This is a genomic window from Blastococcus sp. TF02A-35, assembly GCF_004571075.1.
Lineage (GTDB): Bacteria > Actinomycetota > Actinomycetes > Mycobacteriales > Geodermatophilaceae > Blastococcus.
In genome coordinates this window covers 1-24,199 of sequence record NZ_SPQP01000029.1, presented here as the reverse complement: position 1 = coordinate 24,199, position 24,199 = coordinate 1, and the positions used below count along the sequence as shown (strand labels likewise).

Sequence of the window (24,199 nt, the reverse complement as noted above, 5' to 3'; positions counted from 1 at the left end):
CGCCGATCCTGTCAGGCGCACCGGGACCCGGGCGCGGGTGCCCTCCGAGCTGCGGGGGTGAACCGCGGCCGCGCGGGTAGCCGCCCGGCGTGGACGTGCGCCGACTCGTGCTGGGGGACTGGTCACCGATCGTCCGGGACGGCATCGACGTCCTGCGGCTGGTGCTCGTGGGCGGTGCGGTCTGGTACGCGTTCGCCGGTGACGGCGGCTCGGCAGCGGTGCTCGCCGTCATGGCGGCGGTGACGCTGGCCGCGCGGGCGGTGAACCTGCCGCGGGTCTACGACCTCTCGGTCACCCTGGCGATGGCCCTGCAGGGCTTCGGCGAGGTCTGGGGGCTGTACGACCAGTTCGTCCGCTTCGACGACCTGGTGCACCTCACCCTGCCGATGCTCACCGCGCCGGTCGTCTACATCGCCCTCGCCCGGCTCGACGTCGTCCCGGACCCGCGCCAGGAGACGCACCTGCGGCACTACGTGGGGATCGCCGTCGTCACCGCGGCGCTGGGCATCACGGTGGGCGCGATCTGGGAGATCTACGAGTGGCGGTCCGACGCGTGGCTGGGCACGGACCTCTCCGAGGGCAACGACGACACGAACGGGGACCTCGTGCGCGACAGCCTGGGCGCGGCCACGGGCGCCGCGCTGCTGGTGGTCTGGGCCCGCTTCGGCTGGGGCTCGGTGCGGCGCATCCCGGGCGTCAACACCCACGAGGCGGTCAGCGCCTGACCCACCGATGAGTTCCCCGCCCGGGGGCGGTCCCCATCCCCGGACGCCACCGACCGAAGGAGCCGACATGTCGTTCCAGGCCTACCTCGACGCGATCGAGACCACGACCGGCAGGACCCCGCTGGAGCTGCTCGACCTGGCCGCCGCCCGCGGCTTCGGGCCGACCAGCAAGGCCGGCGACGTCGCCGGCTGGCTGGCCGACGACTACGGCATCGGGCGGGGGCACGCGATGGCCTTCTTCCACGTCCTGAAGAACGGGCCGGCCATCAGCGACAAGCACGTGGGCAGCACCGGCTCGCACCGCGACGAGTCCACGGTGCTGCACCTGGACGGGAAGGCGAACCGCCCCGGCTGAGCCGGCTCAGTCCTCCGCGATCCAGACCGCGGTGTTCGGGGGCAGCGCCAGCGTCCGGCGGGCGGTGTGCGCCACCTGCGGGGCGCTGGAGAGCAGCAGCGTCCCGGCGGTCCGGACCAGCACCGTGTGCTCGCCCATGTTGACCACGCAGCGCACCGAGCGGCCCTCCGCCGTGCTGCGGACGGTCAGCAGCTCCCCGCGGCGGCTCACCGACGCCTCGCCGGCCCCCAGGGCCGGGTGCTCGGCCCGGACGGCGAGCGCGCGCCGGTACAGGTGCAGCATCGAGCTGTCGTCGCGGGCCTGGCGGGAGACGGCGTACCGGCGCCACTCCGCGGGGATCGGCAGCCAGGGCTGGGCCGACCCGCGGGGGGAGAAGCCGACGCCCGGCGTGGCGTTCCACGGCATCGGCACGCGGCAGCCGTCGCGGCCGCTGCGCTCGCCACCGCTGCGGAAGAAGATCGGGTCGCGCTTGGCCTCGTCGGGGACCACGGCCTGCGGGAGGCCGAGCTCGTCACCGGCGTAGACGTAGGCCGAGCCCGGCAGGCTCAGCATGAGCAGCGCGGCCGCGCGGGCACGCGCGTCACCGACCTCGCCGCCGCCGAAGCGGGTCACCTGGCGGTCCTTGTCGTGGTTGCCCAGCACCCACGACACCGGGGCGCCGACCTTGCCGAAGGCGTCCAGCGCGCTGCGCACACCGTCGGCGAAGGACTCGGCCGACCAGCCGGACTTCAGCAGCCGGAAGGAGAAGGCCTGGTGCATCTCGTCGGGCCGCGAATAGAGGGCGATCTCCTCCGGGTCGGCCAGGCACACCTCGCCGACGAGCATCGTGTCCGGGTACTCGTCGACGATCGAGCGCCAGCGGCGCCACACGTCGTGCACCTCGGGCTGGTTCCAGGTCATCGCCTGCTCCGGCCCGTGGCCGAACAGGGTGGGGGAGTACTCGCCCGGGTTGTCGCGCAGCCCCGGGTCCTTGAACAGCCCGTAGGCGACGTCGATCCGGAAGCCGCTGACGCCGCGGTCGAGCCAGAAGCGCAGCGTCCGCTCGAAGTCCTCGGCGACGGCGGGGTCGCGCCAGTTGAGGTCGGGCTGCTCCGGGGCGAACAGGTGCAGGTACCAGCGGCCGTCGGGGGTGCGCGACCAGGCCGGCCCGCCGAAGAGCGAGCGCCAGTTGTTCGGCGGCTCCTCCGACGGCGGGGCGAAGTGGTAGCGGGAGGCCTCGGGGCAGTCCGGGTCGGCCAGCGCCGCCTGGAACCAGGGGTGCTGGTCGGAGGTGTGGTTCGGGACGACGTCCAGCAGCACCTTGAGGCCGAGCGCGCGGGCGTCCTCCACGAGGGCCTCGAGGTCGGCGACGTCGCCGTAGTCGGGGTCCACCGCGCGGTAGTCGCTGATGTCGTAGCCGCCGTCCGCGCCACCCGAGGGGTAGTGCGGGTTGATCCACAGGGCGTCGACGCCCAGCCAGTTCAGGTAGGGGAGCCGGGCGCGCAGGCCGGCCAGGTCGCCGATCCCGTCGCCGTTCGCGTCGGCGAACGAGCGGAGGTAGACCTGGTAGACGACCGCGTCACGCCACCAGGGCGACGCCGCCTGCTCGGGGGCGAACTGTCGCCGCGCCGAGGACCGCACCGTTGCGAGCCGAGCTGCCATGCGCCCTCAATCGGCAGGGTGGGCCGCGGACTTGTGCACCCGTGGGTGCCGAGTGACCCGCGTGGCGGACCGTGACCCGCCCGTGACCCGCCCGTGGCAGGGGTCCGCCGGCAGCCGGCAGGCGTCGGACGCGACAGGATGGCCGCATGGCAGCTGACGGTGCACGGACCCATGACCTCGTCCTCTACGGAGCCACCGGCTTCGTCGGGAGGCTGCTCGCCCGCTACCTGGCCGGCTCCGCGCCGGCGGGGCTGCGGATCGCCCTGGCCGGCCGCTCCCGCGACCGGCTGGAGGCGGTGCGCGCGGAGCTGCCCCCGGCCGGCCGCGACTGGGCGCTCGTCGAGGCCGACTCCGGTGACGCGGCGTCGCTCCGGGCCCTCGCGGAGAGCACCCGGGTGCTGGTGACGACCGTGGGGCCGTACGCGAGGTACGGGCTGCCCGTGGTGGAGGCGTGCGCGCGGGCCGGCACCCACTACGCCGACCTGACCGGTGAGGTGCTCTTCGTCCGGGACGCGATCGACCGCTGCGACGCCGTCGCGGCGGGGACCGGTGCGCGCATCGTGCACGCCTGCGGCTACGACTCCATCCCCTCGGACCTGAGCACGTTCCTCCTGGCCGGCCGGGCGGCCGCCGACGGCGCGGGTGGCCTGCGGGACGTGCGGCTGGTCGCCACGGCGCGCGGCGGGTTCAGCGGCGGCACGATCGACTCGATGCGGGCGCAGGTGGAGGCCCTGCAGGCCGACCCCGCGCTGCGCCGCGTGGTGGGCGACCCCTTCGCGCTGAGCCCGGACCGGGCGGCGGAGCCGGGCACGCCGCAGCCGCGGGACGCCGGCCTGCCCGCGCGGACCCCGGACGGGCGGTGGACGGCGCCGTTCGTCATGGCCCCGTTCAACAGCCGCATCGTGCGGCGGAGCAACGCCCTGCAGGGCTGGGCCTACGGGCGTGGCCTGGCCTACGGCGAGGTCATGGGGGCCGGCCGCGGCCCCCTGGGTGCGGTGACCGCCGGCGCCATCACCGCGGGCCTGGTCGCCACGGTGTCCGCCATGAGCCTGGCCCCGACCCGCGCGCTGCTGGACCGGGTGCTGCCGGCGCCCGGCACCGGGCCGGGCGAGGCGGCCCGGGAGAAGGGGTGGTTCCGGATGGTGGTCGACGCGACCGCCGAGGACGGCCGTCGCTACCGGGCGACCGCTGCCGGCCCGGGCGACCCCGGCTACGCCGCGACCGCGGTCATGCTGGGCGAGACCGCGCTGGCCCTCGCCGTGGACGGCGACCGGCTCCCCGACCGGGCCGGGTCGCTGACGCCGGCGACGGCGCTGGGGGAGGTGCTGGTCGAGCGGCTGCGAGCCGCCGGGCACACCTACGAGGTGTCGGCGGTCTGAGCCGTACCGAGCCGGTGGGCCGGCTCGGTGGTTGAATGTTGAACGACCCGTGCGGTCGCCGGCCGGCGACCCGCACCGGACCTCGGGAGGGACCCCATGCACCTCGGCGTCGACAGCTTCGTCTCGGCCGTGACCGACCCGGCGTCGGGCCGGGTGGTCGGCCCCGAGGAGCGGATGGCCCACCTGCTCGAGGAGATCGAGCTCGCCGACCGGGTGGGCCTCTACTCCTTCGGCATCGGCGAGCACCACCGCAGCGAGTACTACGACTCCGCGCCGCCGGTCATCCTCGCCGCCGCGGCCGCCCGCACCTCGCGGATCCGCCTCGGCAGCGCCGTCGCCGTCCTCAGCGCCGCGGACCCGGTCCGGGTCTTCCAGCAGTTCGCCACCCTCGACCTGATCTCCAAGGGGCGCATCGACCTGGTGGTCGGCCGTGGCTCCTTCACCGAGGCGTTCCCGCTGTTCGGGCTGAGCCTGGCCGACTACGACGAGCTGTTCGCCGAGAAGCTGGACCTGCTGCTGCGGATCCAGGAGTCCGAGCACGTCACCTGGTCGGGGAAGCACCGCCCGCCGCTCACCGGCCAGGGCGTCTACCCCCGGCCCCTGCAGGACCCGCTGCCGATCTGGGTCGGCGTCGGCGGGACGCCGGAGTCGTTCGTGCGGGCGGGCCTGCTGGGGCTGCCGCTGATGGTGGCGATCATCGGCGGCGAGCCCCGGCAGTTCGCGCCGCTGGTCGACCTCTACCGCCGGGCCGGCGCGCACGCCGGCCACCCGCCGGAGCGGCTGCAGGTGGGCCTGCACGTGTTCGGCTTCGTCGCCGAGAGCACCCAGGCGGCCTCGGACACGATCTACCCCGGCTGGCACGAGATGTTCACCAAGGTCTCCCGCGAGCGCGGCTTCGCCGCACCGAGCCGGGCGCAGTTCGACGCGACCAGCGGCCCCGACGGCGCCTTCTTCATGGGCGACCCGGAGACGGTGGCCGAGAAGCTGGTGCGAATCGGCGAGCAGCTCGGCGGGGTGGACCGGGTGGCCCTGCAGATGACCAACCCGCGCCTGGCGCACGCCGACCTGCTGCGCGGCATCGAGCTGCTGGGCACCGAGGTCGCGCCGCGGGTGGCGGCCGCGACGGCCTAGGGCGTGCCGGCCAGCAGCGCCCGCACCGCGTCGAGCGTGTCGGCCTCGGCCGGCGTCTTGTCCGGCCGGTAGCGGAGCACGCGCGCGAACCGCAGCGCCACGCCGCCGGGGTAGCGCGGGCTGCGCTGCGCGCCGTCCACGGCGATCTCGACGACCAGCCCCGGCTCCAGGAGCACGCCCCACGGCGTCTCCTCCCGCGCGTGCGCCGGGAAGGTGGCGGTCTGCCAGTCCAGCAGCTCGTCGGTCATGCCCTTGAACGTCTTGCCGACCATCACCGGCTCGCCGCCGTCGGGGTCGCGGGCGCCGAGGTGGATGTTGGAGAGCTTCCCGGTGCGGCGGCCGTAGCCCCACTCCGCGCCCAGGACGACGAGGTCGAGGGTGTGCACCGGCTTGACCTTCTGCCAGGCCTTGCCCCGCCGGCCGGCGGCGTAGGGCGCGGCGAGGTCCTTGACGACGACGCCCTCGTGCCCGCCGTCGAGTGCGTCCTCGAGCACCCGGGCGGCCTGGTCGGCGTCCGGCCGCTGGGCACCGGGCATGCGCAGCGGGGCGGAGGCGTCGTCGGCGAGCAGGCCGGCGAGGGCGTCGAGGCGGACGTGCAGCGGCTCGTCGAGCAGGTCGCGGCCGTCGAGGTGCAGCAGGTCGAAGAAGAACGGGCTCAGCAGCACGCCGGCGTCGTCGTCCCCGCTGCTGCCGAACCGGCTCATCGTGTCCTGGAACGCCCGCGGCCGGCCGTCGTCGTCCAGGGCGAGCGTCTCGCCGTCGAGGACGGCGGTGCGGCACGGCAGCGCCCGCACCCGCTCGACCAGCTCGGGCACCCCGCCGGTCACCTCGCGCAGCGTCCGGGTCCAGACACGCACGTCGTCGCCGTCCCGGTGCACCTGGATGCGTGCCCCGTCGAGCTTGAACTCCACGGTCACGTCGGGGCCGAGGTCGGCGAGCGCGGCGTCGAGCGAGGAGCCGGGGCCGGCCAGCATCGGGCGCACGGGCCGCCCCACCTCCAGCCGGACGGCGGCCAGCGCGGCCGCGCCGCCGGCGAGCGCGGTCGCGGCGGTGGTGGCCAGGCTCCCCGACAGCATGAAGGCCCGCCGGACGTCGGCGGCGGGGACACCGGACGCCGCAGCCACGGCCTCGAGCACGACGCCCTCGAGCGCGCCCTGGCGGAGCTCGCCGGTGACGAGCCGGACCAGGAACCGCTGCTCCTCGGTGGTGGCGGCCGCGAGGAGGCCGCGCAGCAGCTCCTCCCGCCGGGCCGCGGACCCCGGCCCGGCCGTGGCGGCGAGGTCGGCGAACGCGGCGTCGACGGCGGCCACGGGAAGGGACGCCGCCGCTGCGGCACCGCCGGTCAGCGCGGCGAGCGAGCGCCAGCCCACCCCGAGCCGCCGTTGCAGGGGCTCGCCGGAGAGCCAGGCGGTGACCGCCGGCACCTCGGCCGCGTCCGCGCGGCGGAGCGCGTCGGCGATGAGCGCGGCCTTCGCCGTCCGTCCACGGGCGGCCGCGACCTCGGTGGACGCGGCGACGACCTCGGCGAGCAGCACCCGGCCATCGTGGCAGCCGGCACCGACCGTCGCGTGTCGTCAGCCCGCCCGTGGGCTCGCCGTCCCGACGACGACACGGGGGAGGAGCAGGATCTCGGTGCCGTCGGGGCGCCAGGTGCGCCATCGGCCGTCGGGTTGTCGTTCGACCCGGAAGCCGTGGTGGACCTTGGTGTGGTGCCGTTCGCAGAGCAGGCCTGAGTTCTCCAGCGAGGTGTCTCCGCCGTCGGCCCAGTGGACGAGGTGGTGCACGTCGCACCAGTGCGACGGAGCGTCGCAGCCGGCGAAGACGCAGCCTCCGTCGCGGGCCTCGACCGCCCGGCGCAGGTGGTGGGGCACGACGCGGTGGGAGCGCCCGAGGTCGAGCGGCTGTCCCTCGGGGCCGAGAACGATGCGGGTGACGGTGCCGTCGCAGGCCAGCCAGCGGGCCCGCGCGGCGGAGATCGTGGCGCCGAACCCGAGGTCTGCAGCCCCCTGACCGGTCACCGGGTCCACGAGGTCGTCGATCGGGATGGTGACCACGACGTGCGGCTTGGAGGTGCGCAGGACCGGCAGCCGGCCGGCGGCGAGGGCGTTGTCGCACAGCTGCACGAAGGCGTCGGCCTGCTGCTGGGCGCGGGTCCTCGTGTCACCGGCGGGACGGCATGCCTGCACGAGCGACTCGATCACCGCCTGAGCCTTCTCCCCGCCGACGGCGTCGAGGTCGAAGCGACCGCTGACCGTGCCGTCCGGGTGCTTGGAGAAGGTGAGGGAGCGCTGTTCGGTGGGGTCGGGCTCGGGCCCGTCGGGGTCCAGGCGGTCCAGGTAGTGCGCGACCGCTCGGCGGAGGGCGGGGTGGAACTGGTTCCGTGCGACGTCGGTGAGCAGCAGGTCGATCTCCGCGAGGTCCACGCCCAGCGCGGCCGCTGCCTCCAGCTTCCCGGGCGCTGCCACCGGTGCGATCGCCGCAACCGCTCCGGCGCTCACCTCACCGTCGGCGGCCGCGGTGGCCAGGGCCGGCATCTGCTGCAGCGCGCGCCCGGAGGAGACCAGAGCGTTCGCCGCTGACGCGGAGAACCGGGCGTGCCCACGGAGCCACGCCTTCATCGAGGCCTTGCCGTCGACCTCCGCGGCATCGGCCAGCTCGCACTGCCGCACCGTGCGCGCCACCTCCGCGGCCAGCCGGTTCTGCGCCGTCAGCAGTTCCCCGAGCCGCTCCAGCAGCTGCGGTCCGAACATGCCGTCCAGCCGCTGGGCGGACAGCTCGTCGAGAGCCGCCTCCACGACCTCCGCGGCGTTCGAACGCATGTACGCATCCTAGTCGTCGCCAGTGTCATCCGCAGCACGAATCCGCAGCTCAGCGACCTGTCCGCAGGAGTCGAGGAACCCTTGACGAGGCGGCGGACGCATCGCTCGCCCGGGCGGTCCGTCGAGGCGTAGCGACCGGCGCGAGGGGGAACCGGGCAGGCGGCGCCGCACGACGGGGGAGGGGACGTGGACTGGCTGTCGGACCCCGGGTACTGGGCGAGCCGGCTGGTGTTCACCCGCGGCCTCGCGCTGGTCTACCTGGTCGCCTTCGTCGCCGCCCTGCGGCAGTTCCGGCCGCTGATCGGGACCGCCGGCATGCTCCCCGTCCCGCGGTACCTGGCCCGGACGCCGTTCCGCCGCTCGCCGAGCCTGTTCCACCTGCACTGGTCCGACCGGTTCTTCGCCGCCGTCTGCTGGGTGGGCATCGCGGTCTCCGCCGCGGCCGTCGTCGGCCTGGTGGACCGGCTGCCGCTCTGGGGCTGGATGCTCGCCTGGGGGCTGCTCTGGGCGCTCTACCTGTCGATCGTCACCGTCGGGCAGACCTGGTACGGCTTCGGGTGGGAGTCGCTGCTGGTGGAGGCAGGCTTCCTGGCCATCCTCCTCGGCCCGGCCGACGTCGCCCCGCCCGTGCTGGTCCTCTGGCTGCTGCGCTGGCTGCTCTTCCGGCTGGAGTTCGGCGCCGGCCTGATCAAGCTGCGCGGCGACCCGTGCTGGCGCGACCTGACCTGCCTGGAGTACCACCACGAGACCCAGCCGATGCCCAACCCGGCGAGCCGCTGGTTCCACCACCTGGGCCCGCGGCTGCACCGGGTCGAGGCGCTGGCCAACCACGCCACCCAGCTCGTGGTGGTCTGGGGCCTCTTCCTCCCGCAGCCGGTGGCGACCGCCGCCGCCCTGGTGGTCGTCGTGACCCAAGGCTACCTCGTCATCAGCGGCAACTTCGCCTGGCTAAACTGGCTCACCCTCGTCCTGGCCACCTCCGTCGTCGACGGCCGCGTGTGGGAGGCGGTGCTGCCGGTGGAGCGGCCGGCGGAGCTCGCCGCCCCGCTCTGGCACCAGGTGCTGGTCGTCGTCGTCACCGCGGGGCTCCTCGCGCTCAGCTGGCGGCCGGCCCGCAACCTGTTCTCCCGTCGCCAGGTGATGAACGCCAGCTTCGACCCGCTGCGGCTGGTCAACACCTACGGCGCGTTCGGCTCGGTGACCCGCACCCGGCACGAGGTGGTGGTCGAGGGGACCGACGACCCGCACGCCGGCCCGGACGCGACCTGGCAGGAGTACGAGTTCCGCGGCAAGCCGGGTGACGTCCGCCGGCGGCCACCCCAGTTCGCGCCCTACCACCTGCGGCTGGACTGGATGATGTGGTTCGTCGGCATCGACCCCCGGTACGGCGGGCGCTGGCTGACCGAGCTCCTGCGGCTGCTGCTGGAGGGGGACCGGCCGACGCTGCGGCTGCTGCGGTCCTCGCCCTTCCCGCCGGAGGCTCCGCCGCGGTGGGTGCGGGTGCGGCTCTACCGCTACCGGTTCAGCACCCGGGAGGAGCGGCGGGCGACCGGCGCCTGGTGGGTGCGGACCCCGGTCGGGGTGCTGGTGGGCCCGGTGTCCCTGGAGCAGCTGGCCCGGCGCTCCCGCTGACCGGAAGGCCTGCGCCGGTCGGCGCGGGGCCTGCGGGCGCCGGGCGCCGATCGGGGCGAGGATGGGCGCGTGTCGAGAAGGAGAACGGTCGGGCCCGACGACGCCCGGTCCTGGTTGCTGGTCAACGGTGCGCGCACCGAGCTGTTCGACGTCGCGCACGAGTCGCGCGCCGACCAGGTCGTGCTCGACATCGAGGACGCCGTCGACCCGGCGCACAAGGACGAGGCCCGCGAGGGCGTCCTGCGCTGGCTGTCCGACGGCGAGAAGACGGCGTGGGTGCGGATCAACGACCACGCCAGCCCGTTCTGGGCCGACGACGTCGCCGGCCTGGCCGGATCGCCCGGCCTGCTCGGCGTCATGCTGGCCAAGACCGAGGCCGCCGAGCACGTCACCGAGACCTTCGACCGGCTCGGCGGCGCCACCCCCGTGCTGGCGCTGGTGGAGTCCGCGCTGGGCATCGAGGAGTCGGTCAACATCGCCCGGGCGCGCGGTGCCTTCCGGCTCGCGTTCGGCAGCGGCGACTACCGGCGGGACACCGGCACCAGCGCCGACGACCTGGCCATGGCCTACCCCCGCTCCCGCCTGGTCGTGGCCAGCCGGATCGGTGGGCTGCCCGGCCCGATCGACGGCCCGACGGTGAGCAGCAGCCACCCGGTGCTCCGCGAGCAGACCGCCGTGACCGTGTCGCTGGGCCTCACCGGCAAGCTGTGCCTGGACATGGACCAGCTGCCGGTCATCAACGAGGTGATCAGCCCGACGCCGTCGGACGTGGCGTGGGCGCGGGACTTCCTCGCCGACTTCGACGCGCGCGGCCAGGTCATCCGCGACGGCAGCGACCTGCCGCGGCTGGGGCGCGCCCGCAAGATCGAGCGCCTGGCCACCGTCTTCGGCGTCCAGCCGGCCTGACGTCCCCTCGGGGCCGCGTCCGGGGTGCTCAGCCGGTCTCGCTGACCACCCGGTCGCGGCCCTGGCGCTTGGCGGTGTAGAGGCGGGCGTCGGCGCGGGCGAGCATGTCCGACGGCGTCGGGGTGAGCAGGCCGTCGGTGCTGGCCGCCCCGATGCTGATGGTCACCGGCAGCCCGCCGGTGACCGGCGCCCACGGGTGGTCGCCGACCGCGCGGCGGAGGTCGTCGAGGTGCTGCGCGGCCGCGGCGGGAGCGAGGCCGACCAGCACCAGCAGGAACTCCTCGCCGCCGAGCCGCGCGACGAAGGACCCGGTGCAGCGGGCGTCCCCGGGACGCGGCCCGAGCTCCTGCAGCAGGTCGGCGACGCCGCGCAGCACGCGGTCGCCGGTGTCGTGCGAGCACTCGTCGTTGATCCGCTTGAAGTGGTCGAGGTCCAGCAGCGCGACGGTCACCTGGCCGTCGGCGGCGGCCGGCTCGGCCAGCACGCGGGGCAGCTCGTCGTCGACGAAGCGCCGGTTGTACAGGCCGGTCAGCGGGTCGCGCAGCGACAGCTCCCGGTACCGCAGGCTCTGCTGGCGCGCCTCGGCGGTCTCGTACATCGCCTGCAGGGCGCGGGCCCGGGCGTCGCGGTCGGCCGACTGGAGCTCCATCAGCTCGTCGGCGTAGAGCTTGTGCTCCTCGAAGGCCGCGCGGTAGCGGCCGCCCGCCGCGTGCTGCTCCGCCTGCTCGCGCCGGGCACGCACGCGGATGGACGTCAGACCGTGCCGGTCGCAGCGGCGGACGCACTCGTCGAGGACCTCCTGGGCGCCGGCCAGGTGGCCGCGACGGCGGCGCAGCTCGGCCAGCGTCAGCAGGAAGTCCGCGCCGGCGTCGCCGTCGCGGGAGGCGTCGAGCACCTCCGGGTGCAGACCGGGCAGCATCGCCGCCTCGGCCTCGTCGTGCCGGCCGAGCTCCATCAGCACGCGGCCGAAGGTGTCGAGCTCCCCGACGCGCAGCGGGACGTCGTGCCGCGCGGAGACGGCCTGCAGCCGGGTGATCCAGACGAGGGCCTCGTCGTAGTGGCCGCAGATCGTCTCGCAGTAGGCGCGGTTGTTGAGCACCAGGACCTGGCGGTCGACGTCACCGAGGTCCTCGGCGAGCGCGAGGACGTGGTCGTACCGGGACCGCGCGGCGACGTCCCCGTTGAGCCCCAGGCAGTCGGCCAGCCGGGCGTGGTGGTCGATCCGCAGCTCCGGGCGGGCGTCCTCGCCGAGCAGCTCGGCCGAGCGGACGGCGTGCTCGAGCGCGCGGGACAGGTCGCCGAGCTCCTGGAACACGCCGGCGAGCAGGAAGTGGGCGCGGGCCTGCAGGTGCGCGGCGTCGTTCTCGACCGCCCACCGGAGCACCTCCTGGGCGCGACGGCCTGCCTCGGCGACGTCCCCGCGCTTGCGCTCGATGTCGGCCTGCACCAGCGTGGCGCGCAGCTCGAGCTCGACGAGTCCCAGCTCGCGGGCGCAGGTGACGGCTCGTTCGCTGGGCGGCCCGACGTCCTCCCGCTCGAACCGGGAGACGACCTCGAGGTCGGTGACCGCGGCCGACAGGTCGGCGACGGCGGCCCACAGGTCTCCGGGCGCGAGGCTCCCGGACGCGGGCACGGGGGAGCCGTACTCCTCGTCCGGCCGCTCGGCCACGGTGGTCACAGCACCTCATCGGGCGTCCGGGACCTTTGCTTGAGCGTTTTCCTCGGGTGACCTGCGCCGCACCGGCGCGCCGGTGACCTGCGCATCCGCTCTCCGGCCCCTACACGACGGGGCCTCCGGGAGCCTGGTGCGACGCGCGCCACGCCGACGAATCCACCGCTTCGGATTGTCACGACTGCATAACGACGGCTACCGTGGCGCTGTCCGTTCGGTCGCCACGTCCCCAGCCGGGGAGTCCGTGCGGACGCCGCCGAGTCGCGCGCCGTTCTCGAACTGCGGGCGAGCCGGGGACCCATCGCAGTACTGGGGTGAATCACGCCGCGGGCACCATCCGCGGCGGGTAGGGCACTTCTGAGCCCGAATCCGTCAGCTAACTCGGTAGGCGGCATCGGAAGAAACGGAGAGCCGCCGGATGGCGTGCCCTTGCACGGATGCTCGACCCCGCCTGACCCGGGTGTGCGCCCGGATCTGATCCCGCGCGGCCGTCCCTGACGCCGCGCCGCCGCGGGCGCACCGCCCCGAGCACCTCCGCTCGACCGGCTCCCTGCCGCTTCCCAGGTGCCCCCGCTCCGGCCCGGCCCGGCCGCCGATGCCCGCACACCCGCCGCCGCCTGCGTCCCCCGAAGGACCCGGCGCGCCCGCACTCCACGGAGCACTCGCACCCATGAACCCCCGCACCACCACGTCCGGCCGCTCGACCCGATCGCGTCTGACCCCGCCCACCGCCGTCCGCCGTCCCGGCCTCTACCTCGGCGTCGCCGCCGCCGGCGCGGTGCTGGTCAACGTGCTCGTCGGCGTGGAGCCCCCGGCCCAGGCCGAGGCCGGCACCTCGCAGTCGGTCAGCGTGGCCCAGGAGCTCGGCCTCAGCGCCCAGACCGCGCCGGCCGACATCACGCAGGACCTGCAGTCGCTGGAGCAGCTGACCGCCAGCCGGAGCAGCCGCCAGGCCGAGGAGACCCAGGCCCAGCAGGCCCAGGCGGCCGCGGACCAGGCCGAGCTGGACCGGGTCAAGGCCGAGGAGGAGGCCAAGGCGCGCGCCGAGGCCGAGGCCAAGGCTCGCGCCGAGGCCGAGGCGGCCGCGCAGGCCGCGAAGCAGCAGTCCGGTGCCCGGCAGCAGTCGGCACCGGGCGCCGCGGCGGCCTCCGCCTCCACCGCCGTCGACGTCATCGCCAAGATCAGCAACTCCGCCGGGCCGGTCTCGCCGCGGGTGCAGGCCGCCGCCAACGCCGTGGTGAGCAACGTGCCGGGCGCCGACCGGATCACCCTGGGCGGCACGCGGCCCAGCGCCGCCGACCCGCACGGCCACCCGTCGGGCAACGCGCTGGACTACATGGTCCTGTCCAACTCCGCCCTCGGTGACGCGATCGTCGAGTACCACCGCGCGCACTGGGACGAGCTGGGCGTGGAGTACATCATCTGGGAGCAGCGGATGCTGTCGTCGGCCAACGGCTCCTGGAAGATGATGGAGGACCGTGGCGGCGCCACGGCCAACCACATGGACCACCCGCACGTGAACTACCGCTGACGCCCCCGGGGCAGGGCCGGCCGGCGGGTCAGAGCAGCCGGTCGAGGTCGTCCGGCCCGGGGCCGGTCCCGCCCGAGTCGGGCAGGGGCGAGGTCTCGGGCAGGTCGTCGTCCGGGGGCTCGGCGGCGACCGGCCCCTCGGCGTAGAGGGTGTCCGGGTCTCGGGGGTCGATCTCGCGGGGCACGACCCGGCCCTACCCCGGTCGGCCCCGGGCGACGCCCGTGCCTCAGCCCCGGGCCGCGGCGAGGACCTCGGCCAGCGTCCCGCCGTCCCGGGCGACCCAGGCCCGCCCGTCGCCGGAGAGCACGATCGGACGCTGGATGAGCCGGGGGTGCTCCACCAGCACCCGGACCCAGGCGTCGGCGTCCCGCGGCAGGTCCCGCAGGCCGAGCTCCCGGGCCAGCGGCTCCGACATCCGGGTGACGTCCCAGGGCTGCAGGCGCAGCGCGGCCAGGACGTCCCGGAGCTCGGCCTCGGTCGGCGGCTCGTCGAGGTAGCGCCGCAGGGTGACCTCGACGCCGGCCCCGGTCAGCTCGTCACGGGCGGTGCGGGACTTTGAGCACGACGGGTTGAACCAGACCTCCACCCGCCCAGCCTAGGGCGGGGGGAGGGCCGGCTCAGTGGGCGACGGCGGTGACGACGCCGTCCTGCGGCTCGGCCAGCCGCCACGGCCGGACGGCGAGGAGCACGAGCACGGCGAGGGCCAGCGAGCCCAGGATCGCGACGCCCATGGCCACGGCGTCGTTGCCCAGCACGCCCACGAGCGGCGAGACGGCGGCGCCGACCCCGAACTGGACCGCCCCGAGCAGCGCGGCGGCGGAGCCGGCCGACTCCCCGTAGCCCGCCAGCGCGAGCGCCGGACCGTTGGGCAGCGCGAGGCCGGTGGCGAAGAGCACCGCCCAGAGCGGGATGGCCACGCCGAAGAGGCCGCCGGTGCCGGTCGCGGCGATCGCGAGCATCACAGCGCCCGCGACCGTGCCGCCCACGGTGGCGGTGATCAGGATCTGCGCCGGCGACCAGCGCCGCAGCAGCACCGGGTTGAGCTGCGTGGCCGCGATCAGCCAGACCGCACCGGCACCGAAGAGGAGGCCGAACTGCTGCTCGTCGAGGCCGAACTGCCGCTGGTAGACGAACGACGAGCCGGAGACGTACGCGAACAGGGCCGCCATCGTGAGGCCCGCGGAGAGGATGAGACCGACGTAGACGCGGTCGCGGAGCAGCATCCGGTAGGTGCGCAGGGTGCTGCGGACGCCGAAGCTGCGACGGCGCTCGGCGGGCAGGGTCTCGCGCAGCGCGAGGGACCCGACGACGAGGACGACCACGCCGTACAGGGCGAGCACGGCGAACACCCCGCGCCACGAGGTGAAGCGCAGGACCTCCCCGCCCAGCGTCGGCGCGAGCACGGGCGCGACGCCCATGACGAGGAACAGCCGGGACAGCATCGTGGCCGCGGCGCGCCCCTCGAAGAGGTCGCGCACGATGGCCAGCGCCACCACGCTCGCGGCCGCCGTGCCGACGCCCTGCAGCACCCGCAGCACCCCCAGGGCGGCGATGCCGGGGGCGACCAGCACGAGCAGGGAGGCGACCACGTGCAGGGCCGCGCCCGCCAGCAGCGGGCGCTTCCGGCCGAACGCGTCCGACAGCGGCCCGATGACCAGCTGCCCCAGGGCCAGGCCGACGAGCGTCCCGGTCAGGGTCAGCTGGACCGTGGCCGACGTCGTCTCCAGCTGGCGGCGGATCTCCGGCAGCGCCGGCAGGTACATGTCGATGGTCAGCGGGCCCAGCGCCACGAAGGCGCCCAGCATCAGCGCCAGGGCGGCGGTGCGGGGCGGGCGTGGGGGCGCGTCCGCGGTCGAGGGCGCGGGTGCGGTGACGGTCACGGGGGGCCTTTCGGGGGAACAGCGGTTCGAGCGACCGCCGTTGGCCCTCTCACCGGTTGCAAATACCACCGAGGTGCCGGTTCATTTCGGACACCGGCGTGCCGTTCCGTCAGACCCGCGGGTCCCACGGGTCCTCGGCGCGCCATGCCGTGGGCAGGTGCAGCCCGACCCCCTGCTCCGCGGCCAGCTCCCCGAGCACCCGGAGGGTGACGTCGAGGTCGTCGCCGGCGTAGGGGAGGGCACGCAGCGGGCGGTCGAGCGGGCGGAAGAAGTCGTCCCAGTGGGTCAGCACCACGGTGCGGGCGCCGACGGCCTCCACGGTCTCGGCCCAGTAGTCCCGGATGTAGCCCTCGTCCTGCACGCCGAGCTGCCCGACGCCGAGGTAGGCGACGTCGGCCCGCATCCCGGCCAGGGCGCCGGGCACGAAGCCGGCGCTGCCCTGGACGAGCGCGGTGCGCCCGCCGGCGTGGGCGACGTGGATCGACCACGCCTCGCCGCAGCGGTAGGCGCCGGCGCGCGCCGGCGGGACGACCGGTGCGGTGATCCGGCCGGGGTACCGGTCGGGCGGGCAGTGGTCGGACTCGACGAAGGTCAGGGTGAACGTGCCGAGCCGCACCGGCACCCCTGGTGCGACGACGGTGATCCGCTCGTCGGGCAGGCCGGCGCCGCGCCCGACGTGGGCCGCGGACTCCCCGCCGAGGAGGTCGGCGCCGGTCCGCCGCGCCACGACCGCGGAGTCCAGCGCGTGGTCGAAGTGCGTGTGCACCGGGACGACGGCGCGGAGCCGCGAGGCCTCGTCGTCCAGGCCCAGCCGTCCCAGTGCGGCGCCGATGCGGCCGGCGTCGGGGGCGATCCGGCCCAGCCCGACGCGCAGCAGCGAGGGGCGGGAGAAGAAGCCGTCGGTGAGCACGGCGTGCTCGCCGTCGTCGAACAGCAGGCTGGACACCCCGAGGAAGGTGACGCCCAGGTCGTCGGCAGCCGGCGGGACGTCGAAGAGCGAGGCCCGCGGGCCGAGGTCCGGGCGGCCGGGCTTCATGCGCACGCGCGCACGCTAGCGGTCGGTGCCGGCCAGCAGCCGTTCCACGGCGGGGGAGCGGCGCACCCGGACGCGTCGGCCGGCGCGCTCGGCGGCGTCGAGGTGGTCGAGCACCAGGTCGACCGCGGGCATCGACAGCCCGGTCACCGAGCCCGCGTCGACCCCCTCGACCGGCATCGGCTCGCGGCCGTAGCGCCGGAGGAAGGCGTCGACGGTGGCCGCGTCGACGTCCCCGGCGAGGCAGAGCACCCGTCCACCGGCGGTGTTGAGCAGGCGGACCACTCCGCGCGGTGCCGGGGTCATGCCCGCCAGTCTGCGCTTCCGGGCGGGCAGCGCGGGTGTCGGAGGCGTCGGCGAGACTGCGGCGGTGGAACGGATCGTCCTCGTGCGCCGCGGGGACGTGGTGGAGGCGCACGGGGCGTCGGCGGTCCACCGCCTGCCCGCCGAGCGCCTCCCCGGCTTCGTCCGGGAGCGCGAGCCCGCCGGCGTGCGCTGGGTGTGGGACGACACGACCCGCTGGTACCCCGCCCTGCTCGCCGAGGGAGTGCGGGTCGCCCGGTGCACCGACCTGCGGCTCGCCCACGCCGTCCTGCGGCGGTCGCCCTTCGTCGACCAGCGGCTCCTCGCCGCCGCGTCGACGCCCGGCTGGGACTCCCTCCAGCCGGTGACCGAGACCGAGGCCGCCCTCTTCCCGCTCGAGGACCCCGCCGACCGGCTGGACCCGCCCACCGAGCTCGAGCGCCAGCAGGCGGCGGTCGCCGCGTCGCCGGAGCGCCGGCGGCTGGAGCTGCTGCTGGCCGCCGAGTCCTCGGGCGGGCTGGTCGCGGCGGAGATGACGCACGCCGGGCTGCCCTGGCGGGTGGACGTGCACGAACGGCTGCTCACCGGCCTGCTCGGCCCGCGCCCGCCGGCCGGGCACCGGCCGGCCATCCTGGAGCGGCTGGCGGGCGAGGTCCGCGCGGCCCTGGCGGCGCCGGCCCTCAACCCGGACTCCCCGGCCGACGTGCTCCGGGCGCTGCAGGCCGCCGGGCTGCCCGTCGAGGACACCCGCTCGTGGACCCTGGCGCAGCTCGAGCACCCCGTCGTCCCCCCGCTGCTGGAGTACAAGAAGCTGGCCCGGCTGCTCACGGCCAACGGCTGGTCCTGGCTGGACAGCTGGGTGCGCGAGGGCCGGTTCCGGTCCTGGTTCCTGCCCGGCGGCGTCGTCACCGGCCGGTGGGCGTCCACCGGGGGCGGGGCGCTGTCGGTGCCGGTCCAGGTGCGCCCGGCGGCTGTCGCCGACGAGGGCTGGCGGTTCGTCGTCGCCGACGTCGCCCAGCTGGAGCCGCGGGTCCTCGCGGCGATGAGCGGCGACCTCGCGATGGCCGAGGCGGCCCGGGCCGCCGACCTCTACCAGGGCATGGTGAGCGCCGGCACGGTCGCGACCCGGGCCGAGGCCAAGCTCGGCATCCTCGGGGCGATGTACGGGGGGACGCGCGGCGAGAGCGGGCGCATGATGCCGCGGCTGGCGCGGCGGTACCCACAGGCCATCGCCCTGGTCGAGGAGGCGGCCCGCGCGGGGGAGCGGGGCGAGGTGGTGCGCACGCTGCTCGGCCGGGGGTCGCCGGTGCCCGGTGGCGCCTGGGCGGAGCGGCCGGCCGACCTCGGTGACCCGCCCGAGCCCACCGGGTCGCGGCAGGAGCAGGACCGCCGGCGGCGCGCGTGGGGCCGGTTCACCCGCAACTTCGTCGTCCAGGGGACCGCCGCCGAGTGGGCCCTGTGCTGGCTGGCCGACCTGCGCAACCGGCTGTGGGCGCTCGGCGAGGGCCGGCTGGAGGACCGGCCGCACCTGGTGTTCTTCCTGCACGACGAGGTCCTCGTGCACACCCCCGAGCACCTGGCCGAGCAGGTGGCCGAGGAGGTGCGCCGGGCCGCTGCCGAGGCGGGCCGGCTGCTGTTCGGCGGCTTCCCGGTCGACTTCCCGCTCGACGTCGCCGTCGTCCGGTCCTGGGCGGAGGCCGGCTGAGCGCGTGGGGGAGGATCGCCGTCGTGCGTGCCGCCCTTCCCCGTGCCCGCGGATGACCGACCTGCTGCCCGAAGGGCTGACGGCGGCGACCCTGCTGCTGGTCCTGCTCGCCGCGCTGACCGCGGGGTTCGTCGACGCCGTCGTGGGGGGTGGTGGCCTGATCCAGCTGCCGGCCCTGCTGCTCGTGCCGGGGATGACCCCGGTGCAGGCGCTGGCGACGAACAAGCTCGGCTCGGTGTTCGGCACCAGCACCAGCGCCCTCACCTACTACCGCCGCGTGCGACCGGACCTGCGCACCGCCCTGCCGATGGCGCTGGTCGCGCTGGTCAGCAGCTTCGCCGGCGCCTCCGTGGCCGCCCTGCTCCCCGCGAGCGTCTTCAAGCCGGTCATCGTGGTGGCGCTGGTGGGCATCGGCGCCTTCACGCTGCTGCGGCCGTCGCTGGGTGAGGTGACGGCGCTGCGGCACACCGGCCGCAGGCACCACGGGATCGCCGCCGGCCTCGGCCTGGTGATCGGCTTCTACGACGGCATCCTGGGCCCCGGCACCGGGTCGTTCCTGGTCTTCGCCATGGTCTCGCTGCTGGGCTACGACTTCCTCAACGCCAGCGCCAAGGCCAAGATCGTCAACTGCGCCACCAACCTCGGTGCGCTGCTGTTCTTCGTGCCGCACGGCTCGGTGTTCTGGGGGCTGGGGCTGATGCTCGGCGCGGCCAACATGCTCGGCGGCTACCTGGGCGCCCGGACCGCGACCAGCCGGGGCAGCCGGTTCATCCGGATCGCCTTCCTCGTCGTGGTCACCGCGCTGGTCGTGCGCCTCGGCGTCGACGTCTGGACCGAGAGCGTGGCCCCGGCGCTGGCCGGCTGACGGCGAGGGCGCGCGCGGCGCCCCCGCCGTGCCGGGTCAGAAGGTGAACCGGCTGACGCCCGTGCGCAGCTCGGCGGCCATCCGGGCCAGCTCCTCGACGGCGACCCGGGTCTGCCCCAGGGCCTCGGTCGTCGACTGGGCCGCGGTCGAGACGCCGGTGATGTTGCCGGCGATCTCGCTCGAGCCGCCGGCGGCCTGCAGCACCGACCGGGACATCTCGTCGGTGGTCGCGGTCTGCTCCTCCACGGCGCTGGCGATCGTCAGCTGCGAGTCGTTGATCGTCCCGATCACCTCGCTGATCCGGCCGATGGCGTCGACGGCGCTAGTCGTCTCCTCCTGGATGCCCTGCACCTGCCGGGCGATCTGCTCGGTCGCCAGCGCGGTCTGCTGGGCCAGCTCCTTGACCTCGCTGGCCACCACGGCGAAGCCCTTGCCGGCCTCGCCCGCGCGCGCCGCCTCGATGGTGGCGTTGAGGGCCAGCAGGTTGGTCTGCTTGGCGATGGAGGTGATCAGCTCCACGACCACGCCGATCTCCTGGCTGGACACGCCGAGCTTCTCGACCATCGCCGTCGTGGTGCGGGCCTCGTCGACGGCCGAGGCCGCCACCTGCGCGGCGCGCGCCGCGCTGGTGCTGATCTCCTGGATGGAGGCGCCCATCTGCTCGGCCCCCGCGGCGACCGTCGCCACGTGCCGGCTGACCTCCTCGGCGGCGCCGGAGACGACGCCCGACTGCGCGGCGGTCTCCTCGGCGGCGGCCGCGATCTGCGCCGAGGAGGCGCTGAGCTCCTCCGAGGAGGCGGCGACGGCGTCGGCCGAGCCGGCCACCGCGCCCATGACGGAGCGGAGCTCGCCGAGCGCGCCGTCCAGGGCCGCGGCCGTCCGGCCCAGCTCGTCGCGGCTCTCCAGGCCGGCGGTGCGGGTCAGGTCGCCCTCGGCGAGGGCCTCCGCGGTCGCCTGGACCCGGCGCAGCCCGCCGGTGATGCCGCGGGCGACGAGCACGCCGAGCCCCAGGGCGGCGGCCGCACCGAGCGCGATCACGACGACCAGGACCAGGCGGGTGCGCTCGTACTCGGCCATCGCGGCCTCGGCGCTGGCGGTGGCGTTCGCGCGCCGCTGGGTGGCCAGCTGGTCGATGTCGGCCATCACGCGGGTGGCGACCGGGGTGATGGTGGCCTCGCGCGCGTCGGACCACCCGTCCAGGTCGCGGGCGTCGGCCAGCGCGTCGAGCGCCCCCATGCCCTGGCGGTACTCGGCGATGCCCTCGCGCACCGAGGCGACCAGCGCCCGGCCGGCGGGAGAGGGGTTGGTGGCCAGGTACCGGTCGGCGGCGGCGTCGAGCTCGGCGTAGGCGGTCTCGCGGGCGGCCAGGTAGCGCTCCCGGTCGGCGGCGTCGGTGGCCACCGCGTAGTTGGTGGCGGCCTGGCGCAGGGCGTAGAACTCCGTGCGGACCGACTCGACCTCGGCGGTCCCGACCAGCTGCTTGTCGTACATGGTCTGCGTCGCCTCGGCGGTGTGCGAGAGGCTGCGCACTCCCAGGACGCCGACGGCGACGGCGACGGCCACGGCGACGGCGACGGCCGCCACGATCTTGGTCCTGATGCTGGCGTCGCGGAACGCTGAGCGGACGGGTGTTGCGCGCACGGTGTGCCCTCCGGGGCTCGATCGGTGAGACCGCGGTCGGTCTCGTACACGCTGTATTCGCAGCGCCACGCTGAGTTACGCGCAATCCAATCGGGGCCTCCCTCCAAGGGGGTGGCCGGGGAGGGGCCGGGCGGCCCTCGTCCGGGGACGGCGCGGAAGCCGCCCCGTACGTACGCTCGGAGGCGTGACCGTCGCACCCGGCCCGACCCTGGCCCTCGGGGACCGCTTCGCCACCGAGCTGCCCGAGCTGGCCGTGCGCTGGCAGGCCGAGGAGGCGCCGCAGCCCCGGCTGCTCGTGCTCAACGACGCCCTGGCGACCGAGCTGGGGCTCGACCCGGCCGAGCTGCGCAGCGTCGACGGCGTCCGGCTGCTGGTGGGGGCGGCCGTGCCCGCGGGCGCCACGCCCGTCGCGCAGGTCTACGCCGGCCACCAGTTCGGCGGCTACAGCCCGCGCCTCGGTGACGGGCGGGCGCTGCTCCTGGGCGAGCTCACCGACGCCGAGGGCCGGCTGCGCGACCTGCATCTCAAGGGCTCCGGCCGCACCCCCCTTGCCCGCGGAGGTGACGGGCTGGCCGCCGTCGGGCCGATGCTGCGCGAGTACGTCGTCAGCGAGGCGATGCACGCCCTCGGCATCCCGACCACCCGCTCCCTCGCGGTGGTCGCCACCGGCCGGGGCGTCCGCCGCGAGACCGTCCTGCCCGGCGCCGTCCTCGCCCGGGTCGCGAGCAGCCACCTGCGGGTGGGCAGCTTCCAGTACGCCGCCTCCACCGGCGACGTCGACCTGCTGCGCCGGCTCGCCGACCACGCGATCGCCCGCCACCACCCGGCCGCCGCCGGTGCCGAGCAGCCCTACCTGGCGCTGTACGAGCAGGTGCTCCAGGTGCAGGCCGAGCTCGTCGCCCGATGGATGCTCGTCGGCTTCGTGCACGGCGTCATGAACACCGACAACGTGACGATCTCCGGCGAGACCATCGACTACGGGCCCTGCGCCTTCCTCGACGTCTTCGACCCGGCGACCGTCTACAGCTCCATCGACCACGCCGGCCGCTACGCCTACGGCAACCAGCCGGTCGTCGCCGAGTGGAACCTGGCCCGGCTCGCCGAGGCGATGCTGCCGCTGTTCGCCGACGACTCCGAGGCCGCCGTCGCGATGGCGACCGAGGCCCTGGGCACCTTCCGCGGCCGCTACAACGCGGCCTGGACGGCCGGCATGCGGGCCAAGCTGGGGCTGCCCGAGGGGCTGGACGACACCGTCGCCACGGGGCTGGTCGACGACCTGCAGGCCCTCATGCGGGAGAACAAGGTGGACCACACCACGTTCTTCCGCCGGCTGGGCGACGCCGCGCGCGGCGACGCCGAGCCGGCCCGACTGCTGGTGCTCGACCTGGCCGGGCTCGACGCCTGGCTGGAGCGGTGGCGGGGGGTGGGGCCGGACGCCGCGGTCATGGACCGCACCAACCCCGTCTACATCCCGCGCAACCACCTGGTCGAGCAGGCGCTCACCGCGGCCACCGCCGACGACCTCGACCCGCTCCGGCAGCTGCTCGAGGTGCTGGCCCGGCCGTTCGACGAGCGCCCCGGCCTGGAGCGGTACGCCGAGGCCGCGCCGGAGGCCTTCGGCTCCTACGTCACCTTCTGCGGGACCTGAGTCAGCCCAGCTCGGCGCTGTGGCTGACCGGGTCCTGGTGCTCGGCTCCGGTACGGGAACCGGGTTGACCCGCTTCGCCGACCGGTAGGCCGCGCCAGGGCACGGCTCAACGGTCGGCCGGGCGGCTCGACCCACACTCCACCCAGGACTCCTCGGGGTCAGCCCAGCTCGGCGCGGAGCACGGCTGCGGCCTGCGCGAGCGAGCGCATCTTGCCCGCGGCGGCGGCGCGCGGCAGGTACTTGAGGCCGCAGTCGCTGGAGAGCACCAGCTTGTCGACGTCGACGTCGTCCAGGGCCCGGCGGACCCGGTCGGCGACGACCTCGGGCGACTCCACCTCGGGCGTGGAGAGGTCGAGGACGCCGAGCGCGATGCCCTTGCCGCGCAGCGGCCGCAGCGACGCCGGGTCCAGGTGCGACTGCGCGGTCTCCACGGAGACCGTGTGCGCGGGGGTGTCGGCGAGCTCGGGCAGGAACGAGTAGCCCTCGGGGCGCTCGGCGACCATCGCGGCGTAGCCGAAGCAGAGGTGGACGTGCACCGGCCCGGCGGCGCCCTCGATCGCCCGGGTCAGCGCCTCGGCACCGTACTTCCGGGCGACCTCCGGACGGGCCTGCAGCCACGGCTCGTCCACCTGCACGATGTCGGCGCCCGCGGCGAAGAGGTCGGCGATCTCCTCCCGGACGACGTCGGCGTAGGCCAGCGCGAGGGCGCGGTCGTCGGGGTAGTGGTCGTTCTGGGCCTGCTGCGCCATGGTGAACGGGCCCGGCACGGTGATCTTGACGGCGCGGTCGGTGTGCGCGCGGAGGAACCGGACGTCCTCGACCTGGACCGGCCGCGGCCGCCGGATCTCGCCGACGACCCGGGGCACCGGGATGTCCAGGCCCGACCGGTTGCGCACGCTGCCCGGGTTGTCGAGGTCCAGCCCCTCGAGCGCGGTGGCGAAGTGGTTGGAGTAGGACTCGCGGCGGATCTCGCCGTCGGTGAGGACGTCGAGCCCGGCCTCCTCCTGCGCGCGGATGGCCACCAGCGTGGCGTCGTCCTGCGCCTCGGCGAGGAGCTCCGCCGGCACCCGCCACAGCTCCGCCGCCCGGACCCGGGGCGGGAACTGGTGGCTCAGCCGGTCGCGGTCGATCAGCCAGTCCGGCTGCGGCAGGCTTCCGACGACCATGGTGGGCAGCGGTGGGAGCTGAGCGGTCATCGGTGCCTCCGGGCGGTCGGTGCTGCGGTCGGCTGCGATCCTTCCGCAGCCCCGCTGCCGCCGCTCCCGCGGCTCAGCCGCGGCGGGAGCGCCCGCGCGGACCACCCTGCCGGCCACCCAGCGCGCGGCCCGCGGCC

Annotated in this window: 21 protein-coding genes and 1 riboswitch; of the genes, 10 read left to right on the top strand and 11 right to left on the bottom strand. The window is 75.4% G+C overall.

Annotated features, from left to right (window positions below; all coding sequences use genetic code 11):
• The first annotated feature begins 89 nt into the window (after positions 1-89).
• On the top strand, positions 90-725 hold the full coding sequence (locus E4P43_RS14000; protein WP_135146077.1) for a hypothetical protein: 636 nt from the start codon (positions 90-92) through the stop codon (positions 723-725).
• Between the two features lie 67 nt (positions 726-792).
• Positions 793-1,080 (top strand): DUF4287 domain-containing protein, encoded by a 288-nt coding sequence (locus tag E4P43_RS13995; protein ID WP_135146076.1) that lies wholly within the window; start codon positions 793-795, stop codon positions 1,078-1,080.
• Positions 1,081-1,086: 6 nt separating this feature from the next.
• On the opposite strand, the gene E4P43_RS13990 is transcribed toward E4P43_RS13995, so the two are convergent.
• A complete protein-coding gene (locus tag E4P43_RS13990; RefSeq protein WP_135146075.1) occupies positions 1,087-2,721 on the bottom strand; it encodes a glycoside hydrolase family 13 protein in 1,635 nt (544 codons plus the stop codon).
• A 146-nt stretch (positions 2,722-2,867) separates the two neighbouring features.
• Here E4P43_RS13990 and E4P43_RS13985 point away from each other — a divergent pair, with 146 nt between their 5' ends.
• Positions 2,868-4,100: a saccharopine dehydrogenase NADP-binding domain-containing protein gene (locus E4P43_RS13985; RefSeq protein ID WP_135146074.1), complete on the top strand. Its 1,233-nt coding sequence runs from the start codon at positions 2,868-2,870 to the stop codon at positions 4,098-4,100.
• Between the two features lie 96 nt (positions 4,101-4,196).
• Positions 4,197-5,231 (top strand): LLM class flavin-dependent oxidoreductase, encoded by a 1,035-nt coding sequence (locus tag E4P43_RS13980; protein WP_135146073.1) that lies wholly within the window; start codon positions 4,197-4,199, stop codon positions 5,229-5,231.
• On the opposite strand, the gene E4P43_RS13975 is transcribed toward E4P43_RS13980, so the two are convergent.
• Together E4P43_RS13975 and E4P43_RS13970 are read right to left on the bottom strand one after the other, a co-directional pair.
• Positions 5,228-6,766 (bottom strand): ATP-dependent DNA ligase, encoded by a 1,539-nt coding sequence (locus E4P43_RS13975; RefSeq protein WP_135146072.1) that lies wholly within the window; start codon positions 6,764-6,766, stop codon positions 5,228-5,230. The two genes, E4P43_RS13980 and E4P43_RS13975, sit on opposite strands and share 4 nt — an antisense overlap.
• 39 nt (positions 6,767-6,805) lie before the next feature.
• Positions 6,806-8,050 (bottom strand): HNH endonuclease signature motif containing protein, encoded by a 1,245-nt coding sequence (locus tag E4P43_RS13970; protein WP_135146071.1) that lies wholly within the window; start codon positions 8,048-8,050, stop codon positions 6,806-6,808.
• A gap of 186 nt (positions 8,051-8,236) precedes the next feature.
• Here E4P43_RS13970 and E4P43_RS13965 point away from each other — a divergent pair, with 186 nt between their 5' ends.
• Both E4P43_RS13965 and E4P43_RS13960 read left to right on the top strand, forming a co-directional pair.
• The gene (locus E4P43_RS13965) at positions 8,237-9,682 is read left to right on the top strand and encodes a lipase maturation factor family protein (RefSeq protein ID WP_135146070.1); all 1,446 of its coding nucleotides are present in this window, start codon (positions 8,237-8,239) and stop codon (positions 9,680-9,682) included.
• Between the two features lie 69 nt (positions 9,683-9,751).
• Positions 9,752-10,588, top strand: a complete 837-nt coding sequence (locus E4P43_RS13960) for a CoA ester lyase (RefSeq protein WP_135146069.1) — start codon at positions 9,752-9,754, stop codon at positions 10,586-10,588.
• A gap of 28 nt (positions 10,589-10,616) precedes the next feature.
• Here E4P43_RS13960 and E4P43_RS13955 read toward each other — a convergent pair whose 3' ends face one another.
• Positions 10,617-12,266 (bottom strand): GGDEF domain-containing protein, encoded by a 1,650-nt coding sequence (locus E4P43_RS13955; RefSeq protein WP_245159132.1) that lies wholly within the window; start codon positions 12,264-12,266, stop codon positions 10,617-10,619.
• A 238-nt stretch (positions 12,267-12,504) separates the two neighbouring features.
• A riboswitch (cyclic di-AMP (ydaO/yuaA leader) is annotated at positions 12,505-12,666 on the top strand.
• Positions 12,667-12,930: 264 nt separating this feature from the next.
• Between E4P43_RS13955 and E4P43_RS13950 the strand changes: the two genes are divergently transcribed.
• A complete protein-coding gene (locus E4P43_RS13950) occupies positions 12,931-13,791 on the top strand; it encodes a hypothetical protein (protein ID WP_135146068.1) in 861 nt (286 codons plus the stop codon).
• A gap of 28 nt (positions 13,792-13,819) precedes the next feature.
• On the opposite strand, the gene E4P43_RS19965 is transcribed toward E4P43_RS13950, so the two are convergent.
• From E4P43_RS19965 to E4P43_RS13930, 5 genes are all read right to left on the bottom strand, one after another.
• Complete coding sequence (locus E4P43_RS19965; RefSeq protein WP_167759183.1) at positions 13,820-13,975, bottom strand: hypothetical protein; 156 nt, start codon at positions 13,973-13,975, stop codon at positions 13,820-13,822.
• A 42-nt stretch (positions 13,976-14,017) separates the two neighbouring features.
• Positions 14,018-14,377, bottom strand: a complete 360-nt coding sequence (locus E4P43_RS13945) for an ArsC/Spx/MgsR family protein (RefSeq protein WP_135146067.1) — start codon at positions 14,375-14,377, stop codon at positions 14,018-14,020.
• 31 nt (positions 14,378-14,408) lie between these two features.
• On the bottom strand, positions 14,409-15,671 hold the full coding sequence (locus E4P43_RS13940) for a multidrug effflux MFS transporter (RefSeq protein ID WP_245159131.1): 1,263 nt from the start codon (positions 15,669-15,671) through the stop codon (positions 14,409-14,411).
• A gap of 109 nt (positions 15,672-15,780) precedes the next feature.
• Complete coding sequence (locus E4P43_RS13935) at positions 15,781-16,713, bottom strand: MBL fold metallo-hydrolase (RefSeq protein ID WP_135146066.1); 933 nt, start codon at positions 16,711-16,713, stop codon at positions 15,781-15,783.
• Positions 16,714-16,722: 9 nt separating this feature from the next.
• Entirely contained in the window at positions 16,723-17,010 is a 288-nt protein-coding gene (locus tag E4P43_RS13930) for a hypothetical protein (RefSeq protein WP_135146065.1), read from the bottom strand.
• A gap of 64 nt (positions 17,011-17,074) precedes the next feature.
• Here E4P43_RS13930 and E4P43_RS13925 point away from each other — a divergent pair, with 64 nt between their 5' ends.
• Complete coding sequence (locus tag E4P43_RS13925; protein ID WP_209313885.1) at positions 17,075-18,712, top strand: bifunctional 3'-5' exonuclease/DNA polymerase; 1,638 nt, start codon at positions 17,075-17,077, stop codon at positions 18,710-18,712.
• Positions 18,713-18,764: 52 nt separating this feature from the next.
• Positions 18,765-19,577: a TSUP family transporter gene (locus E4P43_RS13920; protein WP_135146063.1), complete on the top strand. Its 813-nt coding sequence runs from the start codon at positions 18,765-18,767 to the stop codon at positions 19,575-19,577.
• A 36-nt stretch (positions 19,578-19,613) separates the two neighbouring features.
• On the opposite strand, the gene E4P43_RS13915 is transcribed toward E4P43_RS13920, so the two are convergent.
• Positions 19,614-21,218 carry a methyl-accepting chemotaxis protein gene (locus E4P43_RS13915; RefSeq protein ID WP_135146062.1) on the bottom strand — a complete coding sequence of 535 codons (1,605 nt, stop codon included), beginning with the start codon at positions 21,216-21,218 and terminating at the stop codon, positions 19,614-19,616.
• Positions 21,219-21,402: 184 nt separating this feature from the next.
• Here E4P43_RS13915 and E4P43_RS13910 point away from each other — a divergent pair, with 184 nt between their 5' ends.
• Positions 21,403-22,866, top strand: coding sequence for a protein adenylyltransferase SelO (locus E4P43_RS13910; protein WP_135146061.1), 1,464 nt, complete (start codon positions 21,403-21,405; stop codon positions 22,864-22,866).
• 158 nt (positions 22,867-23,024) lie between these two features.
• Here the strand turns inward: E4P43_RS13910 and E4P43_RS13905 are convergent, their stop codons facing one another.
• Positions 23,025-24,062, bottom strand: coding sequence for a uroporphyrinogen decarboxylase family protein (locus E4P43_RS13905; RefSeq protein ID WP_135146060.1), 1,038 nt, complete (start codon positions 24,060-24,062; stop codon positions 23,025-23,027).
• Positions 24,063-24,199 lie beyond the last annotated feature (137 nt).

Bases quoted from the DNA above. Each gene is read 5' to 3' on its own strand.
- E4P43_RS13995 (WP_135146076.1), top strand. From the start codon at position 793: ATGTCGTTCCAGGCCTACCTCGACGCGATCGAGACCACGACCGGCAGG.
- E4P43_RS13990 (WP_135146075.1), bottom strand. From the start codon at position 2,721: ATGGCAGCTCGGCTCGCAACGGTGCGGTCCTCGGCGCGGCGACAGTTC.
- E4P43_RS13985 (WP_135146074.1), top strand. From the start codon at position 2,868: ATGGCAGCTGACGGTGCACGGACCCATGACCTCGTCCTCTACGGAGCC.
- E4P43_RS13980 (WP_135146073.1), top strand. From the start codon at position 4,197: ATGCACCTCGGCGTCGACAGCTTCGTCTCGGCCGTGACCGACCCGGCG.
- E4P43_RS13970 (WP_135146071.1), bottom strand. From the start codon at position 8,050: ATGCGTTCGAACGCCGCGGAGGTCGTGGAGGCGGCTCTCGACGAGCTG.
- E4P43_RS13950 (WP_135146068.1), top strand. From the start codon at position 12,931: ATGAACCCCCGCACCACCACGTCCGGCCGCTCGACCCGATCGCGTCTG.
- E4P43_RS13930 (WP_135146065.1), bottom strand. From the start codon at position 17,010: ATGACCCCGGCACCGCGCGGAGTGGTCCGCCTGCTCAACACCGCCGGT.
- E4P43_RS13920 (WP_135146063.1), top strand. From the start codon at position 18,765: ATGACCGACCTGCTGCCCGAAGGGCTGACGGCGGCGACCCTGCTGCTG.
- E4P43_RS13905 (WP_135146060.1), bottom strand. From the start codon at position 24,062: ATGACCGCTCAGCTCCCACCGCTGCCCACCATGGTCGTCGGAAGCCTG.